Here is a 15286-nt window from a genome sequence, read left to right as displayed (position 1 = left end):
TGGTCGTGAACGCTTATTCCACGGGGCTCATTCCAAGGGTTTTATTCCACGGGCCGGGCACGCTCGATGATTGCCGCGCAATCCAGCCCGGTGGGCAACGTGCCTGAATTGAGGCCACTGCGGTCGGTAAGCCGACCAGCGCAGAACGCATCGGCCACATAAGCGGGGGCGTGTTGGACCAGCAGGGCACCCTGTAACGCCAGGGCCATGCCGTCCGCCAACTGGCGGGCGCGGTACTGGAGCGCTTGGGTATCCTGCATCTGCCGCTGTAATTGGTGGATAAAGCGGTCAAGATGCCCATTGGCACCTTGCGCTTTGGCAAGCTCGGCGAAGTAGGCGTCGAGCACTTCGGGCTGCTTTTCAATTGCGCGCAGGATATCCAAACACTGCACATTCCCGCTGCCTTCCCAGATGGCGTTGATGGGCGACTCGCGAAACAGGCGCGCCATTATGTGAGTTTCCATAACGCCGCTACCGCCAATCACCTCCATTGCCTCATAAGCGTGGTGGGGTGTGCGCTTGCAGATCCAGTACTTGCCCACAGGGGTAGCGATTCGCGAAAGCAGCCGCTCATGCTCATCGTCTTGATGATCCATGGCCCGGGCCATGCGTAGCATTAAGGTGGTGGCGGCTTCACTCTCAATGGCCAAGTCAGCGAGTACGTTCTGCATCAGCGGCTGTTCGCTTAGGCGCGCCCCAAAGGCATACCGATGAGAGGCGTGGTGAATCGCCTGGGCGGTGGCTTGACGCATTCCGGCAGCTGAGCCAATCATACAGTCGTAGCGGGTCATGGCGACCATCTCAATGATCGTACGCACGCCACGGCCTTCATCGCCCACCATCCAGGCAAAGGCACCGCGCAGTTCCGTCTCGCTGGAGGCGTTCGCCACGTTGCCCATTTTGCGCTTCAACTGCTGAATATGCAGCGGATTCTTGCTGCCATCAGGCCGCCAGCGTGGCAGTAGAAAACAGCTCAAACCACCGGGCGCCTGAGCGAGTACCAGGAAAGCATCGCACATCGGCGCCGAGACAAACCACTTATGCCCCACCAGCTCGTAAGCCTCACCCGGCCCGCCTTGGCCAATCGGGTAGGCGCGAGTGGTGTTCTGTCGTACATCGGACCCGCCCTGCTTTTCGGTCATCGCCATGCCGATGGTGACGCCCCGTTTCTCAAAATAAGGCACGTTGCGCGGGTCGTAATGGGGCGCGGTGATTTTGTCTCCCCAGCTCTCAAGCAAGCTGGGCTGGTGGCGCAAAGCTGGCAGGGCAGCAAACGTCATGGTGATGGGGCAGCCATGGCCTGCCTCTACCTGAGCCTGTAAAAAGTAGTTGGCAGCTCGATTGACATGCGCACCGGGCTGAGGGTTTCGCCAGGGGCTAGCATGCAAGCCGTGCTCTACCGCTGTTTGCATCAGCTGATGGTAGGCAGGGTGAAACTCAATCAGATCAACTCGATGCCCTTGCCGGTCATGGGTGACCAACTGAGGTGCGTAACGATTGGCGTCAAAGCCCAGGGCAATGGCCTCGGTGGAGCCCGCCCACTGCCCAAACGTCTTGAGAGCGCTATTGTTAGTACCACCTTCGCGTTTAACGCCCTCTTGAAGTGCGCGGTCAGCGGTGTAGCTGTTGTAGTTTTCAAGCGTTGGTGGCTGGTTTTCCACCTGATGGGTATTGGCTTGGAGTTTGTCGGCAAGTGGATAGTGGTGCGTCATGGTGAGAACCTAGTGTCAGATAATTATATTTATTTAAACGATCGTTTTATGTCTTTTATAGTAGTTGCTTGGTGAGGAAGGCGCTAAAAATTTAGCGTAAAAAGAAGCGGGATTTGTTCTGCTTTGCTCAGTCAGCGTATTTAACCGACAATGCGGCTTATCCTTCTCAGCTTTGGGTACTATCGATGCAGCCAAATGCAATGCAGGCAAACGGTTTTTTTGACGGAATAGGCGAAACTATCGGTGAAGCCATCCGCGTGGTGGTGGAGTTTCTGTTGGGTATCTTTACCAACTTTTTTGGCGCTTTCGGCGATTTTATTGATGGCCTGACCCGCTCGCTGGGGATCAACGATTCGTTTTTTAGCATTGCCGTGCTCGTAGTGGGGTTGCTGATCCTGTGGGGCGGCTTGCGAGCATTCCTGCGTGGTTCGCTGATTGGGGGGGTATTTCGTACCTTATTAGGACTGTTCATTCTTTCGTGGTTAATGATGTAGAGAAGCCGTTTCCGCCTAATCTGTCTTCTTGAGTCAGCTTCATCCAAGGCATGATGGATTGTCATTTGCTTATTTGGTGCATTTTGCCATCATCTGCACTCATTTTGTGCAAAGCGAGTGCAATGAAAACTTATCTAGGCAAGATGCGAGGGCAGCCCATTAAGCGCACCCGAGTGGGTTGGCAGGATGCGGTGTGGTCATGGGTTGGCGCCTTTAGCGGTATGGCGGTTATCTGCTGGTTAAGCTCGGCTTGGCTCTCGCAACAGCTGCTGATCGTAGGCTCCTTCGGGGCGACATCCGTTCTTATCTATGCGGCACCGGAAAGCCCCTTTGCTCAGCCAAGCCATGTGCTGTTTGGTAGCGTGCTATCAGCGGGTATCGGCGTCGCTTGCTACCAACTGCTGGGGGCGACACCGCTCTCGATGTCTCTGGCTGTATCGCTGTCGATACTTGTTATGCAAATAACCCACACGGTTCACCCACCGGGAGCCGCGGCTGCACTGATTGCAGTAGGCGGCGGGGCTAGCGTTCATCAGTTGGGTTGGTGGTACCCGCTGTTACCGATTGGCGCAGGGAGTGTAGTGATGCTGATCATTGCTATCTTGGTCAATAACCTTGCCCGGCATCGTCGCTATCCACGCTACTGGTAATGTTAAAAGCGGCTCAACTGCTGTTCCAGGGCAAAGATATGAGCGTCTTTGGCGCCTAGCTCCCGTAGCGCCTTGGCGAGGTTGACTAAGTAGTCGCGGTTGGGGCCGCTGGGCCCATGGGCGTTGGCAATTTGCTGGGCGATTTCATCAAGCGGCGCGTCGCCCAAAAAGGCCGGGTTATCTTCGCTGGCGAGATAAATAAGCCCTTCGCTCTGTTCAGGTGTGTCGCTGCTGACATCGGTAAACGTCAGCGGCACTTTCTCTCGTAGGTAGCCGTTTTTCTCTCGAATATCCAGCGGTGCCAGCACCTCCGGGGTAATCCGGTAGGCCATGCCATGGCACACCGCTCCCTCAGCGGGAATCAAGGTGGCAACCCGTCCCGGTGATTCAAGCGTACCGCGATGGTCATGGGAGCCTTGCCAAAATCGCCGTTCCCAGCCGGTGATAAACGCCGGGCGGCGCTCTAAATAGGCAAAGTCCGCCTTCCAGATCAGTGAACCATAGCCAAATAGCCAAATCTCGGCATGGCCATCGAAGAAATTTCTTTGCTGGTTAAGCGTAGTGGTATCAAGCATCGGTATCAGGCAACGTTTTTAAGTCACATTTTTCAAGTAACATGGTGGGCAACGACGGTGTAAAACCACCATCTTAACATGTCATGGTTGATCACCTACTTGATCGCCAAGGCCACAATAGGAGGCTGCCATGCGCGCGATTTTTTTGGTCGATAACGGCTCGCTACGAGCGCAGGCAATGCTTAATTTACGTCGCGTGGCGGCGTCGCTTAGTGAGCTTATGGGTGAAACCGTACAGGCGGCCTCACTACTGCACTCCAACAAGATTCCCGTGGAAGAGGTTGATGGCGTTCCCGCCACCACGCTTGGCCCCGCCGCTGAACGCAGTGCCGAACAAGGGGCGACAGAGATATTGATCCTGCCGTTCTTTTTTGGTCCCAGCAAAGCACTGACCGGCTACCTGCCCGAGCGCATGGCCACGCTGCAAGAGCGCTTTCCCCACGTGAAGGTGCGTGTGGCCCAGCCCTTGGTGGATGAATTGGGGGATAACGACCTGCGCCTAGCCCATTTACTGGCAGATAACGTGCGCGAGAAGCTTCGGCTAGGTACTAAGCCCCATGTGGCACTGGTCGATCACGGCAGCCCGATTCCTGACGTCACCGCCGTGCGTAACCGCTTAGCGGGGCAGCTTAGTGTGCTGTTAGCCGATGACGTAGCGTGTGTTGCTGCTGCTTCTATGGAACGCCGCGAGGGTGATGAGTACCGCTTTAACGAGCCGCTGCTGGAAAACTTGCTGTTGTCACCCGAGTTCAATGCAGGCCCGGTCATCCTGGCGATGCTGTTTCTTTCGCCGGGTCGCCATGCGGGAGAGGGAGGCGATATCGCTGAAATATGCGCGGCGGCTGAACAGCAGCATCCAGAGCTTTCCGTTACTACGACCAAGCTGGTGGGCGAACATCCAGATATTGTCGATATTCTTGCTACTCGATTGCGCCAAGCGCTTGATGGTGAACGCTTTCTGCTCGATATCCCGGCAATCAATTGAATGCCCTAGTGGATGATGGATGAATGCCTGCCCAATAGCGCGTAGAATCGCGAGCCTTTCGTATTGTAAATAACACGCTAACCGGGCTCCTTTTGTGATCGCAACCGCCAATATCACCATGCAGTTTGGGGCCAAGCCCCTGTTTGAAAATGTCTCCGTTAAATTCAATAACGGCAATCGCTACGGCCTGATTGGCGCGAACGGCTGCGGCAAATCCACCTTTATGAAAATTCTCGGTGGCGATTTGGAGCCCACTTCTGGCCAGGTGATGCTGGATAGCAGTACACGGCTGGGTAAGTTGCGTCAGGATCAATTTGCGTTTGAAAACGAGCGCGTCATCGATACCGTGATCATGGGCAATGTCGAACTCTGGTCGGTGGCTGCCGAGCGCGAGCGTATTTACTCGCTGGCAGAGATGAGCGAAGAGGACGGCATGGCCGTCGCTGATCTAGAAGTGCGCTTCGCCGAGCTGGATGGCTACACCGCCGAGCCCCGCGCCGGCGAATTGCTACTGGGCTTGGGCATCCCCATTGAGCAACACACGGGCCCGATGAGCGAAGTCTCTCCCGGCTGGAAGCTGCGTGTGCTGCTCGCCCAGGCGCTATTCGCTGACCCGGATGTACTGTTGCTGGATGAGCCGACCAACCACCTGGATATCAACACCATCCGCTGGCTGGAAGATATTCTTAAAGCGCGCAGCAGCACCATGATCATCATCTCTCACGACCGCCATTTCCTGAATAGCGTCTGCACCCACATGGCGGATCTGGATTACGGCGAAATTACCCTGTTCCCGGGTAACTATGATGACTACATGACCGCCGCTACCGCGGTTCGCGAGCGTCAGCACTCGGATAACGCCAAGAAAAAGGCCCAGATTGCCGAGCTGCAGCAGTTCGTTAGCCGCTTCTCTGCCAACGCCTCGAAGGCCAAACAGGCTACCTCGCGAGCGCGTCAGATCGACAAAATCAAGCTGGAAGATATCAAACCTTCCAGTCGTGTTAGTCCGTTTATTCGTTTTGACCAGGCTAAGAAAATTCACCGTAACGCTGTCAATGTGGATGGCATTACTAAAAGCTATAACGGCGAGAAGCCGCTGTTTGAGCGCCTCTCCATGACCGTGGAAGCCGGCGAGCGTATTGCTATCATCGGCCCCAATGGCATTGGTAAAACCACGCTGCTCAAAACGCTGGCAGGCGAGCTGCACCCGGATGCGGGTGAAGTGAAGTGGACAGAAGCCGCTGATGTCGGGGTTTTTGCCCAAGATCATAGCGACGATTTTGCCGTCGATGCCACGCTGTTTGAGTGGATGTCGAGCTGGACCACTGGCGGCGAGCAGGTTGTACGGGGCGCGTTAGGGCGGATGCTGTTTTCCAGCGATGATATCGGCAAGTCGGTGAAGGTGATTTCGGGCGGCGAGCAGGGGCGCATGCTGTTCGGTAAGTTAATCCTTACTCAGCCTAACGTGATGCTGATGGATGAGCCGACCAACCACCTGGATATGGAGTCTATCGAGGCGCTGAACCTGGCATTAGAAAACTACCCGGGCACGCTGCTGTTTGTCAGCCACGATCGTGAGTTTGTCTCTTCACTGGCGACGCGCATTATTGATATGCAGCCGGAAGGTATTGTCGACTTTAGCGGTAACTACGACGATTACCTGCGCAGCCAGGGAGTAGTGTGACGCTGTTTTTGTCAGCATAGCGCTGTAAGTCTATTCGCCGATAATTTGCTCAAAGGTGCTGTCAGTGGCGAGTTCGCGCTCGTCATTGAGCATTTTGCTGCTAAACACCGTCTGCATCTCTTTGGCGAGTTCTACGTAGACATGCATTTGTTGATTACGTCGCTTACGTAACGGTGGTTTCACTAATAAGCTAATACCCCTGATGGGCTCATGGGTTTCCCCACGCAGCAGGTCAGGCATTTCCCCCGGTGGAAATGCGTTGGCGATAGTGACTGGGTTAGACGGCTGTTGGCCGTCGATTAGAAATATTTTCTTGAGCGCGTCGTAGTGGGCATTTTTCTCCCTTAGCCACTGGATAAGGCGCTCGTCTGAATCTGCACTAGGCTGATCAAAGATTATAAAAAGCGAATGCTGCTTAACTTTTTTAGTTTGCTTTGAAGGTGCATATGCGTCAGGTTCTTGAACTTCGTCAGAGCTGTCTACTTGTACCGGACGAGGGGCAGCGGCTTTCGCTTTCGCTGCGCGCCGTCGGCGGCGCCAGGGTACAACGACATATATAAATATCGCTGTTGCCATTGCGCCTAATACCAGCGATGCGAAGGCGAGTACTATTATAGTAGTGGTGCGATCCATACTCTCAGAACCCTTTGTTTTTTTAATCCACGCTCAGGCTTTATTTAGCCGAAAAATAGTGGCATTGAGGGTTAGCGCCAACGCTACCCATAACCCACCATTAACCACGCGGCTAGCGTGCTTACTTGGGAAAACAACGCAATGGCGATAATAATTAACCCTAGTAATACCACAATATCGATCAGTGCGATGGCAATCTGTTTGCGTCCGAAGAACAGCCAGGACCACGCCGCATTGGTGAAAAGTTGTAGCACGTAAACCGCTAAGCTGGCGGTGCGCCACGCCGAATGATCGGCCATGTAGAGTCGCCACGCAGCGATAGCCATCAATAAATACAGTATGCCCCACGCAATAGGAAAGGCGATATCCGGTGGTGTCCAGGTCGGCTTGCGTAACTCTCGGTACCAGCTATCTGGGCGAAAACGCGCACCGGTACTGGCGGTTAGGCCAACCAGCAAGAGCGACACCAGTAGAGAAAACAAGGAACCAACCATGTATCACCTTTTCGTTAAAACGAAAGAATCAATAGCCTAGCAGCGTTTGATAATAATCAGACATAAAAAAGCATCACCTAAGTGATGCTTTTCTGAGGAAAGGGTTCAGCCATGGGCTAAAGTTAGATTAGCTTACCCTTTGCGGTCGTAGCCATTATCCATAAACGGATAATCGGTGTAGCCCTTCTCATCGCCACCGTAGAACGTTTCGTGGTTCGGCTCGGTGAGCGGCGCATTAACACGGAAGCGCTCCGGTAGATCCGGGTTAGCGATGTAAGGGCGGCCAAAGGCGACGGCATCAGTGGAGTTTTCGCTGATGCGTGTCTCGGCGCTTTCGGCATCGTAGTTGCCGCAGTAGATCAGGCTGCCGCTAAAGCGTTCGCGCATCTGCTCACGGAAACCGTTAGGGAAGGTAATATCGCCGCCCGCCCAGTTAGGCTCGTTCAGGTGCAGATAGGCGAGGCCACGCTTGGAAAGCTGCTCGGCCATGTAAAATGCCATTGCTTCCGGCTCATCGTCGGTCAACCCAAAGAGCTCGATAAACGGCGTCATGCGGATGCCGACCCGGTCTGCACCATAAACCTCAATCACCGCATCAATCACTTCCAGCGGGAAGCGGGCGCGATTTTCCAACGAACCGCCGTACTGATCGGTACGCTTGTTGGTGCCAGTCGCCAGAAACTGGTTGAGCAGGTAGGCGTTTGCCGCGTGCACTTCGACCATATCGAAACCAGCGCGTTTAGCGCGCTCGGCCGCTTGGCGGTAGTCATCGACAATGCCGGGTATTTCATCGGTTTCCAGCGCACGCGGTGTACTGGTGGGGTGCTGACCCGCAGTGCCGTCTTCAAACTCGACAAAACACTGGGCGCCTTCGCCTTTCAGCGCGCTTGGCGCTACCGGCTGCTGGCCATCGGGTTGAACCATTTCGTGTGAAACGCGCCCAACGTGCCACAGCTGCAGCGCCATACGACCGCCTTTGGCATGTACAGCATCCACAACGTCTTTCCAGCCGGCTTCCTGTTCATCGGTCCAGATGCCTGGCGTATACACATAACCGCGGGCGGTCGCGGAGATATTGGTGGCTTCGCTAATAATCAACCCAGATCCAGCACGTTGCCCATAGTAGGCTTCCTGCATCTTGCCCGGCACGCTATCAGGCGTACGCGCACGAGTCAGCGGCGCCATGATGACGCGGTTAGGAATCGTCAGGCTACCAAGCGATGTAGGGGTAAATAGTGTTTCGAAAGCCATCAAGTAAGCTCCTTTTGAATGCTTCGATAAATAGTACGCTCCAGAATAGACCAGTTTACTAGTTAACGCCAACGACTATGTCATTCCCTTATTGATGGGGCCGTTACGCTCAAAACAAAACCCCGACAGGAAAATCAGGCGGGATGGGTATGAAAAAGAAATGAGCCGCTAGCGCTTTAGCCACAGCCTGCTTTCCGAGAATTGCATTTGCAGGCATCGTTCTACATTATTAGGTTAACTTAAACGTTATAAGGCCTGACTAGTGCGATATGACGTCAACCAAACGGCTGAAAAAACGGCATGACACCTAAACTCCCCATCAACATCGATGACTTGCTTCATCACCGCACGGTGGAAAGTGAACGCATTGAATATAAAGAAGGCTGGAACCCTGAATCCATCCTGCATACTTTGTGTGCGTTCGCTAATGACTTCCACAATTTGGGTGGCGGGTATGTCCTGGTTGGTATTGCTGAAGAGAATGGTCAACCGCAATTGCCGCCTGCCGGTTTATTGCCGGAGCAAATCGATGCCGTTCAAAAAGAGTTATTAAATCTAGGGCACTCAGCGCTTGCGCCGCACTATCACCCGTTAACCGCTACCTATGAGATTCAGGGCAAAACCATTCTGGTGCTATGGGCGCCGGGCGGTGAAACACGGCCCTATAAAGCTAAAACCAGCTTGAGCAAGAAGAGTGATTGGGCCTATTACCTGCGTAAACATACCAGCACGGTGAAAGCATCGGGGCGGGATGAGCGTGAGCTGTTAAGTTTGGCGGCTACTGTACCGTTTGATGATCGCTATCGACAAACCGCGACATTAAATGACCTTTCCTCCTATTTGATGCGCGACTTTCTCCACGATATTAATAGCGAATTGGCACCTGAAGCCCGCGAGCTGGATATTGACACCCTTGGCCGCCGAATGAATGTGGTTGGTGGGCCAAGCGAGATGGCCTTTCCCAAAAATGTGGGGCTGTTGTTCTTTAACGAGCAACCCGAGCAGTTTTTCCCGGCGACTCAGATAGATGTGGTGTATTTTCCAGACGGTGCGGGTGGCGACCATTTTGAAGAGAAAATATTCAAGGGCCCGCTGGGGCGCATAACCCGCACGGCGTTGGACTACATTAATCGCAACTATTTAAAGGAGGGCGTAACAAAACACGCTGATCGCCCAGAAGCTGAGCGTTTCTGGAATTTTCCGCTGGTCGCCATTGAAGAAGCGGTGGTGAATGCGGTGTATCACCGCTCTTATGAAATTCGTGAGCCCATTGAAATCCGTATTGATGGCCGGGAGCTTGTGGTGCTCAGCTTTCCAGGACCCGACCACTCTATTCGTTTGCAAGACCTGCAGGCAGGTAAAGCAGTTAGCCGCCGCTACCGCAACCGGCGTATTGGCGAGTTTTTAAAAGAATTGGATTTAACCGAAGGCCGTTCAACGGGCGTGCCGAAAATTCTTCGGGTGATGAAGACGAACGGTTCGCCAGAACCGGTGTTCGAAACCGACGATGAACGCAGTTACTTTTTAATTCGCTTACCCGTTCACGCGGGATTTTCGGTCGCTGAGGACACAGCACCTGCATTACCCAAACAAGTAACCGAACAAGTAACCGAACAAGTAACCGAACAAGTAATGCGTTTGTTGCAAGCTTTGCTTGAAGAGCCATTAAGCACTAAAGCGCTTCTCCAGGCATTATCACTCACGCATCGTCCCACGCTGTTACAAAATTATTTGCAACCGGCATTGGCTCTGACATTGATTGAAATGACGCAACCTGATTCGCCGCGTAGTCCCACTCAAAAATATCGAATAACCGATCTAGGTAAGCGTGTACTAGCCACTAAAAATACGCATCAATAAACATAGACACTAGCATTTCCAAGTCTGGTGTTTCTGCTTTGGCAGTTACAGTGTTGGCAATCGTCATGAGCGCACGCCCCAATTGGAGCAAAGAAGCGTCTGAAGAACGGTCAATGCCACTTCATCCAAGGCCAGCGGCGCTTAGCAGGCGTATCGATTTGGCCGATGGCGCTTGAAAGCGGCAACATAATGGCACCTAGCTGGCGATAGCAAACGGCGCTGTTCAGCACGCCGGGGCATTGCTTTAGCAGCAGGTCGCACTGTTGCGAGGCGATAAAGAGCTGCTCAACCACGGCAGGCGCGAACAGCGGCTTGGCTTGCTGGCAGCAGCGGGTCAGCTCGCGTGAAAGCATCGAGAGCATGCTGGTATCCAGCCAGCAGGGCAGCGGGTCGTCAAAGCGGCCAGCAATGGAGTGCTGAACCGCTTCAAACGAGGTGCGTAAAAACATGACTGTTTGGCGAAGTTGCCGCTGCTCGCTAGTCATCCCACTGATCCCTCACGACGGATGGTATACTTGATGGATAAAAAAGAGAGTGTTTCTCATTTTCATCTGTGCTGACGATAGCGTTACTTTATGAACGTGTCAATGCAGAGGCTATGGGAGTGTCTATGTGAGAGGTTATGAGTGTGCCTCAAATAGCTGCCAGTCGTTATTAGTCAGTGGTTTGGCTCCCTGCTCGGTCACCACCACGGTATCGCTGATGCCAACGCCCCATTGGCCGGGCACGCGTAGGCAGAGCGGCAGGTGAAAGACCATATTGGTTTCAAAGGTGCGATGCTGACCTTTGGCGATAAAGCCCGTGCCCTCTACCCAGCTAGGCGGAAACTGCGCGCCCACAGCGTAGCCAAACACGCCGGAGAAAAAATACTGGTCGCGGTGCGGGGCGAGTAAAGCATCAGCCGCTTGGGCGGCGGCGTCGAAACTATTGCCGGGCCGCATGGCGTCGCACAGCGCCTCGAATATAGAACGGCAAAGGTCGCGAGTGGCGGAGAGGGCCGCGTTGGGAGTGCCGGTCACCGCGGTGCGCATCATGGGGGCCGTGTAGCGCTGATACGCGGCGCCAAACTCCAGAAACACTGGTTCGTTAGGCTGAATCACGCGCCGCTTATGATTGACGTGTATGACACCAATACGGTGCCCGCTGGTCACGATGGGCTGCAGGCTCATAAACTCGCTGCCGTTTTCCAACAGCGCTTTGGCACCCACCGCGGCAATATCGTTATCGGTCATGCCCGGGCGAATGCTCTGAATCGCAGTCTCAAGGCCTAGAGCGGTTATCCGCGCGCTCTCTTGCAGCATCTCCAGTTCAGCAGGGCTTTTAACAATTCTAATCGCATCGACTAACGCGCCTGCTTCGCTGAATCGTTCGCGGCCAATGGTCTGCATCAATGCATCAATCACCCCAAAACGCAGCCCGCTGCTCCAGCCATCAATACCGATGTGCTGGCAGGGGGTAAGCAGATCCGCCAGCGGGGTGATGATTTCATCCAGGCTTTCCCAGCGGTAGCCGATAATCTCATTGACCCGAGCAGTGACCACCGCCGCACCGGTTTCAATCGAGGCAACTTGCAGCACTAGTTTCTCTTGCGTGCAGACCAAACAGGCATGAACCGAGACTTCAAAGGTGTGGTAGCCCGTGAGGTAGTTAATATCCGCGGGGTCGGTGAGCAGTAGCGCATCTAACCCTTGCTCGGTCATCGCCTGACGCACCTTGTCCAGGCGAGCTTGGTATTCGGCAGCGGGAAAGGGCACTTCACTCTGGGCAAGTGTTTCAGTCAGGGCTTTGCGGTAGTGATGATAATCCATAGCGACCTCCGTTGATGGCTATGGTCAGTATAGGCATCAACGGCAAGCTCGCTTTTATCACCCTCAACGCTAGCGGCTGAGCAGGAATATCCCCTGCGCAAAGTAGAAAACCCCAATGCCAGTCACGATCCAACGGGTCCAGGTGCGGAAGTTGGCATCGGTGAGGCGGTGTAAAATACGGTTCCCCGCTTGCGTACCGAGCATGGCAAACGGTGCGGCTAGCAATACGATGCCCCATTCGCCCGCGCTAAGCGCCATGGCGGCGCCTAGGTAGAAGATGATTTTAATGCTGTGGGCCACTACTTGAATCATCGCCTTGGTGGCCACCACTTGGCGGCGGTCCATGCGTGAGCGCACAAAGAAAATATCGATCAGTGGCCCGGAAACCCCGGCGGCAATGGTTAATCCGCCTGAGGCAATGCCGCAGCAAAACGCATGGCTGGCGCGGTTGGCATCCAGATGAAACCAGCGCTTAGGCGTCCACACCAATATGGGCATCAAACCAATCAAAATCGAGACGCTGGCGGCATTAGGACTGTAGTTGAATAGCAGCAGTAGGCCAGCGGCGCTCAATACGCCCAGCGCCATGAACGCGACGATGCGCCAGACGATATAGTGCCGCGAGAGCCAAGCGCGCGACCCATTCGCCGTGAGCTGTATCACGCCATGCACGGCCATTGCCGTACCGGCGGGGAATACCAACAGCAGAAACCACAGCAGCACCAAGCCGCCCGCCATCCCAAATACGCCGGAAAGCATCGAGGTGAAAAACACCACGCTGACCAGCGCCACACCAATCCATAGTGACATCGTTTATTCCTTAACTACGGCAAAATGGCCAGACTTGGTAAAACTTCCGACACTGAAACTCCGCTTCACAGCTGTTGAGTTGGGCCTGGTAACGATTAGCGCGCGCCGCCACCTCACGACCTGCCCTCAAGACCTGCGGTTTGCCCCGATACGTGCCACGCTGGTAGCCGCCAGCGCCTTCGTGGTAGGCGTAATAAAGGTGCTCAGGATTACTCAGCGATATTCCCGCCTGCTGTTGGGAACGGCGGTTGTACCAGCCGATAAAGTCGGTGGCGTGCTTCATATGCGTTCGGCGCGCAAATAGGCTGCCCGCTTGGTCTTCGTATTCGCCCCATACCGGGTCCTGTGCCTGGGCATAACCTTTGGCTGATGAGGGGCGTGGGCCGGGGATAAAGCCCAGGTAATATTTGCGATCCGGGCGGACATGGCTGCGAAACGAGGATTCTTGCTGAATAAACGACATCTGAGTCGCAATCGGCGTGCCCCATTTCTCCTCGGACTCCTGGGCGTAGTCGTACCAAGTGGGCTGCTCGCGGAATATCTCGCAGAGATTGGTTTGATCTTGGGGTGGGTTGGGGGCAAAGGTGGCGCAGCCAGAGAGGAGCAGCACAAAAGCCAGTGATGCCCAAAGGCGTAGGCGAGCGAACGCATTTGAAGAGGCAACGGTAAAACGATCAACAGGGCAGCGCATAAATGTCCTTGTGAATAAGCTCTTGTGAGTAAATCCTTGTGGATAAGTCGTTGAAAGCTTGTGGCTAAGATATTGAGAAGTGCTTCCTTCCTCACCCATGCGTTATCAGTAACGCCTAACGCAGCAGCGCTTCCAGACTGCGACGTAGCCGCTGTGCTTCACGCACCAGCGTTTCCCCAGACAGCATGCCGACGCCCATCACCAAGCCAACCCTTGGGTCGGTGGGCGCACACACCGGGCTTAAAGGCCGCACGATTAAGTGCTCTTTCAGCAGTGATTGGGCGATGCCCACATCGTTGATGCCGGGCGAAAACTCAACGCAAAGGCTGATCGCGCTGCTCGGCGGTGAAACGCTGCGCACCTGCGGTAGCGAGCGCAATTGGTCGTGCAGCACCTGCTGACGCCCTAAGTAGTCGCGCTGGATGCGCCGGCACCAGGCGTCCAGGTCGCCATCAAAAATGAACTGGGCCAGCACGGCTTGATCCAGCATGCGACCTTCTCGGAAAAGCTCGCTGCGCAGACGGTTCATCGGCGCCGCCAATTGGCGTGGAACCACTAAATAACCCAGCCGCAGCCCCGGAAACATCATCTTGGAAAACGATCCTACCAGCAAGTGGCGCTCTGATTGGGGCGAAAAGAGCAGGTTAGGGTGGTCGTCGCGATTGAACTCGTAATCATCCTCGACAATGTAAGCGGGCGATAAGGCATCGCATAAGCGTTGCTTGTCGGTGGCGCTGGTGGGCACGCTGAGTGGGTAGTGATGCGAGCCGGTCAGGTAGGCCAGCTTCACCGGGGCAGCAACAGGCGGGAGTATGTGCCCCTGCTCTGGCAGCCACGGCACCGCTTCAATGTTCAAACCAGCGGCGGTAAATACGTTGCGCGCTCCCCAGTAGCAGGGCGACTCCATGGCAACGGTGTCACCCACATCCGCCAGCGCCATGGCACACAGCTCAATGCCGTTATGGGTGCCGTCAGTAATGATGATCTGCTCAATATCGCAATCAAGGTTGCGCCAGCGCGCTAGAAAATCGCGAATGGCGCGCTTTAGCGGGCCGTAGCCGCCAGTGGAGTAAGAGAGCAGCAGGGCGTTTTGCGGCACCGTTACGCTCGAGTAGAGCTGGCGCCACTTACGCATCGGGAACTGAGCAATATCGGGAATGCCGGGCACGAACGCGCCGCTTTGAACCGTACTCGCACCCGGCCAACGCAACACTCGTTGTGCACGTTTTGATAGCTGCACACTTGTGGATTTTGAGACAGCAGGGGGCGACACTTTGCAGCTCCAAGTGCCACTGCCATGAGAAGTCGTAAGCAGACCCTCTTTAATCAGCGTCGCAACGGCTAGTGACAATGTATACCGAGCAACGCCTAACGCTGCTGCTAGCTGCCGGTGAGAAGGTAGGCGAGTCTGGTTAGGCCACTCCTGGGTAACCGCTTGTCTCAGCGCTTGCTCAATTCGCACTTGTTTACTTAAGCGTTCAGGTTGCTGCGCATAGTGTTTTACAAGTTGTTGTAAAGCTGACTGGCCATCCATCCTTATCCTCAACATCACAGTGCCCACCAATGTATCAGTAAAACAGAAAAGTGGTCTGGTTGAACGCAAAAGTGGTGCATTCGCCTGCAACCACATTACTGCTAG

The 15286-nt window shown here is 54.7% G+C and carries 15 protein-coding genes; 5 read left to right on the top strand and 10 right to left on the bottom strand.

Going from position 1 to position 15286, the window contains the following annotated elements:
* Positions 1–41: 41 nt before the first annotated feature.
* Complete coding sequence (locus ACWI0H_RS19010) at positions 42–1712, bottom strand: isovaleryl-CoA dehydrogenase (RefSeq protein ID WP_485874234.1); 1671 nt, start codon at positions 1710–1712, stop codon at positions 42–44.
* Positions 1713–1912: 200 nt separating this feature from the next.
* Between ACWI0H_RS19010 and ACWI0H_RS19005 the strand changes: the two genes are divergently transcribed.
* The gene (locus ACWI0H_RS19005; RefSeq protein ID WP_485876270.1) at positions 1913–2206 is read left to right on the top strand and encodes a hypothetical protein; all 294 of its coding nucleotides are present in this window, start codon (positions 1913–1915) and stop codon (positions 2204–2206) included.
* Positions 2207–2328: 122 nt separating this feature from the next.
* Positions 2329–2856, top strand: a complete 528-nt coding sequence (locus ACWI0H_RS19000) for an HPP family protein (RefSeq protein WP_101145515.1) — start codon at positions 2329–2331, stop codon at positions 2854–2856.
* Between the two features lie 2 nt (positions 2857–2858).
* Here ACWI0H_RS19000 and ACWI0H_RS18995 read toward each other — a convergent pair whose 3' ends face one another.
* Positions 2859–3431, bottom strand: a complete 573-nt coding sequence (locus ACWI0H_RS18995; RefSeq protein WP_339884471.1) for a gamma-glutamylcyclotransferase — start codon at positions 3429–3431, stop codon at positions 2859–2861.
* 130 nt (positions 3432–3561) lie between these two features.
* Here ACWI0H_RS18995 and ACWI0H_RS18990 point away from each other — a divergent pair, with 130 nt between their 5' ends.
* Both ACWI0H_RS18990 and ACWI0H_RS18985 read left to right on the top strand, forming a co-directional pair.
* Positions 3562–4416, top strand: a complete 855-nt coding sequence (locus ACWI0H_RS18990; RefSeq protein WP_485874233.1) for a sirohydrochlorin chelatase — start codon at positions 3562–3564, stop codon at positions 4414–4416.
* A gap of 94 nt (positions 4417–4510) precedes the next feature.
* Positions 4511–6100, top strand: coding sequence for an ABC-F family ATPase (locus ACWI0H_RS18985; RefSeq protein WP_485874232.1), 1590 nt, complete (start codon positions 4511–4513; stop codon positions 6098–6100).
* A 30-nt stretch (positions 6101–6130) separates the two neighbouring features.
* On the opposite strand, the gene ACWI0H_RS18980 is transcribed toward ACWI0H_RS18985, so the two are convergent.
* From ACWI0H_RS18980 to ACWI0H_RS18970, 3 genes are all read right to left on the bottom strand, one after another.
* Entirely contained in the window at positions 6131–6733 is a 603-nt protein-coding gene (locus tag ACWI0H_RS18980; RefSeq protein ID WP_176304048.1) for a cell division protein ZipA C-terminal FtsZ-binding domain-containing protein, read from the bottom strand.
* 83 nt (positions 6734–6816) lie between these two features.
* Positions 6817–7227 carry a TspO/MBR family protein gene (locus tag ACWI0H_RS18975; RefSeq protein WP_485874231.1) on the bottom strand — a complete coding sequence of 137 codons (411 nt, stop codon included), beginning with the start codon at positions 7225–7227 and terminating at the stop codon, positions 6817–6819.
* A 132-nt stretch (positions 7228–7359) separates the two neighbouring features.
* Positions 7360–8478 carry an alkene reductase gene (locus ACWI0H_RS18970; RefSeq protein WP_485874230.1) on the bottom strand — a complete coding sequence of 373 codons (1119 nt, stop codon included), beginning with the start codon at positions 8476–8478 and terminating at the stop codon, positions 7360–7362.
* 300 nt (positions 8479–8778) lie between these two features.
* On the opposite strand from ACWI0H_RS18970, the gene ACWI0H_RS18965 reads away from it, so the two are divergent.
* Positions 8779–10338 (top strand): Fic family protein, encoded by a 1560-nt coding sequence (locus ACWI0H_RS18965; RefSeq protein WP_485874229.1) that lies wholly within the window; start codon positions 8779–8781, stop codon positions 10336–10338.
* A 110-nt stretch (positions 10339–10448) separates the two neighbouring features.
* Here ACWI0H_RS18965 and ACWI0H_RS18960 read toward each other — a convergent pair whose 3' ends face one another.
* The 5 genes from ACWI0H_RS18960 to ACWI0H_RS18940 all read right to left on the bottom strand — a co-directional run bounded on the left by ACWI0H_RS18960 (position 10449) and on the right by ACWI0H_RS18940 (position 15181).
* Positions 10449–10823, bottom strand: a complete 375-nt coding sequence (locus ACWI0H_RS18960) for a hypothetical protein (protein ID WP_339884461.1) — start codon at positions 10821–10823, stop codon at positions 10449–10451.
* Between the two features lie 135 nt (positions 10824–10958).
* A complete protein-coding gene (locus ACWI0H_RS18955) occupies positions 10959–12146 on the bottom strand; it encodes a M24 family metallopeptidase (RefSeq protein ID WP_485874228.1) in 1188 nt (395 codons plus the stop codon).
* Positions 12147–12215: 69 nt separating this feature from the next.
* Entirely contained in the window at positions 12216–12956 is a 741-nt protein-coding gene (locus ACWI0H_RS18950) for a TSUP family transporter (RefSeq protein WP_485874227.1), read from the bottom strand.
* Between the two features lie 10 nt (positions 12957–12966).
* Positions 12967–13647, bottom strand: coding sequence for a transglycosylase SLT domain-containing protein (locus ACWI0H_RS18945; protein WP_176304042.1), 681 nt, complete (start codon positions 13645–13647; stop codon positions 12967–12969).
* 115 nt (positions 13648–13762) lie between these two features.
* Positions 13763–15181: an aminotransferase-like domain-containing protein gene (locus tag ACWI0H_RS18940; protein WP_485874226.1), complete on the bottom strand. Its 1419-nt coding sequence runs from the start codon at positions 15179–15181 to the stop codon at positions 13763–13765.
* Between the last annotated feature and the right edge of the window lie 105 nt (positions 15182–15286).

It is taken from the genome of Halomonas sp. NYA30 (assembly GCF_976980765.1).
Note: the sequence above shows the minus strand (reverse complement) of the source record. Positions and strands in the feature narration are given on the sequence as shown.

What these genes read in the sequence shown, in the direction of transcription:
- ACWI0H_RS18990 (WP_485874233.1), top strand. Translation starts at nt 3,562, where the DNA reads ATGCGCGCGATTTTTTTGGTCGATAACGGCTCGCTACGAGCGCAGGCA.
- ACWI0H_RS18995 (WP_339884471.1), bottom strand. Translation starts at nt 3,431, where the DNA reads ATGCTTGATACCACTACGCTTAACCAGCAAAGAAATTTCTTCGATGGC.
- ACWI0H_RS18950 (WP_485874227.1), bottom strand. Translation starts at nt 12,956, where the DNA reads ATGTCACTATGGATTGGTGTGGCGCTGGTCAGCGTGGTGTTTTTCACC.
- ACWI0H_RS18975 (WP_485874231.1), bottom strand. Translation starts at nt 7,227, where the DNA reads ATGGTTGGTTCCTTGTTTTCTCTACTGGTGTCGCTCTTGCTGGTTGGC.
- ACWI0H_RS18970 (WP_485874230.1), bottom strand. Translation starts at nt 8,478, where the DNA reads ATGGCTTTCGAAACACTATTTACCCCTACATCGCTTGGTAGCCTGACG.
- ACWI0H_RS18980 (WP_176304048.1), bottom strand. Translation starts at nt 6,733, where the DNA reads ATGGATCGCACCACTACTATAATAGTACTCGCCTTCGCATCGCTGGTA.
- ACWI0H_RS19005 (WP_485876270.1), top strand. Translation starts at nt 1,913, where the DNA reads ATGCAGGCAAACGGTTTTTTTGACGGAATAGGCGAAACTATCGGTGAA.
- ACWI0H_RS19010 (WP_485874234.1), bottom strand. Translation starts at nt 1,712, where the DNA reads ATGACGCACCACTATCCACTTGCCGACAAACTCCAAGCCAATACCCAT.
- ACWI0H_RS18945 (WP_176304042.1), bottom strand. Translation starts at nt 13,647, where the DNA reads ATGCGCTGCCCTGTTGATCGTTTTACCGTTGCCTCTTCAAATGCGTTC.
- ACWI0H_RS18955 (WP_485874228.1), bottom strand. Translation starts at nt 12,146, where the DNA reads ATGGATTATCATCACTACCGCAAAGCCCTGACTGAAACACTTGCCCAG.
- ACWI0H_RS19000 (WP_101145515.1), top strand. Translation starts at nt 2,329, where the DNA reads ATGAAAACTTATCTAGGCAAGATGCGAGGGCAGCCCATTAAGCGCACC.
- ACWI0H_RS18965 (WP_485874229.1), top strand. Translation starts at nt 8,779, where the DNA reads ATGACACCTAAACTCCCCATCAACATCGATGACTTGCTTCATCACCGC.
- ACWI0H_RS18940 (WP_485874226.1), bottom strand. Translation starts at nt 15,181, where the DNA reads ATGGATGGCCAGTCAGCTTTACAACAACTTGTAAAACACTATGCGCAG.
- ACWI0H_RS18960 (WP_339884461.1), bottom strand. Translation starts at nt 10,823, where the DNA reads ATGACTAGCGAGCAGCGGCAACTTCGCCAAACAGTCATGTTTTTACGC.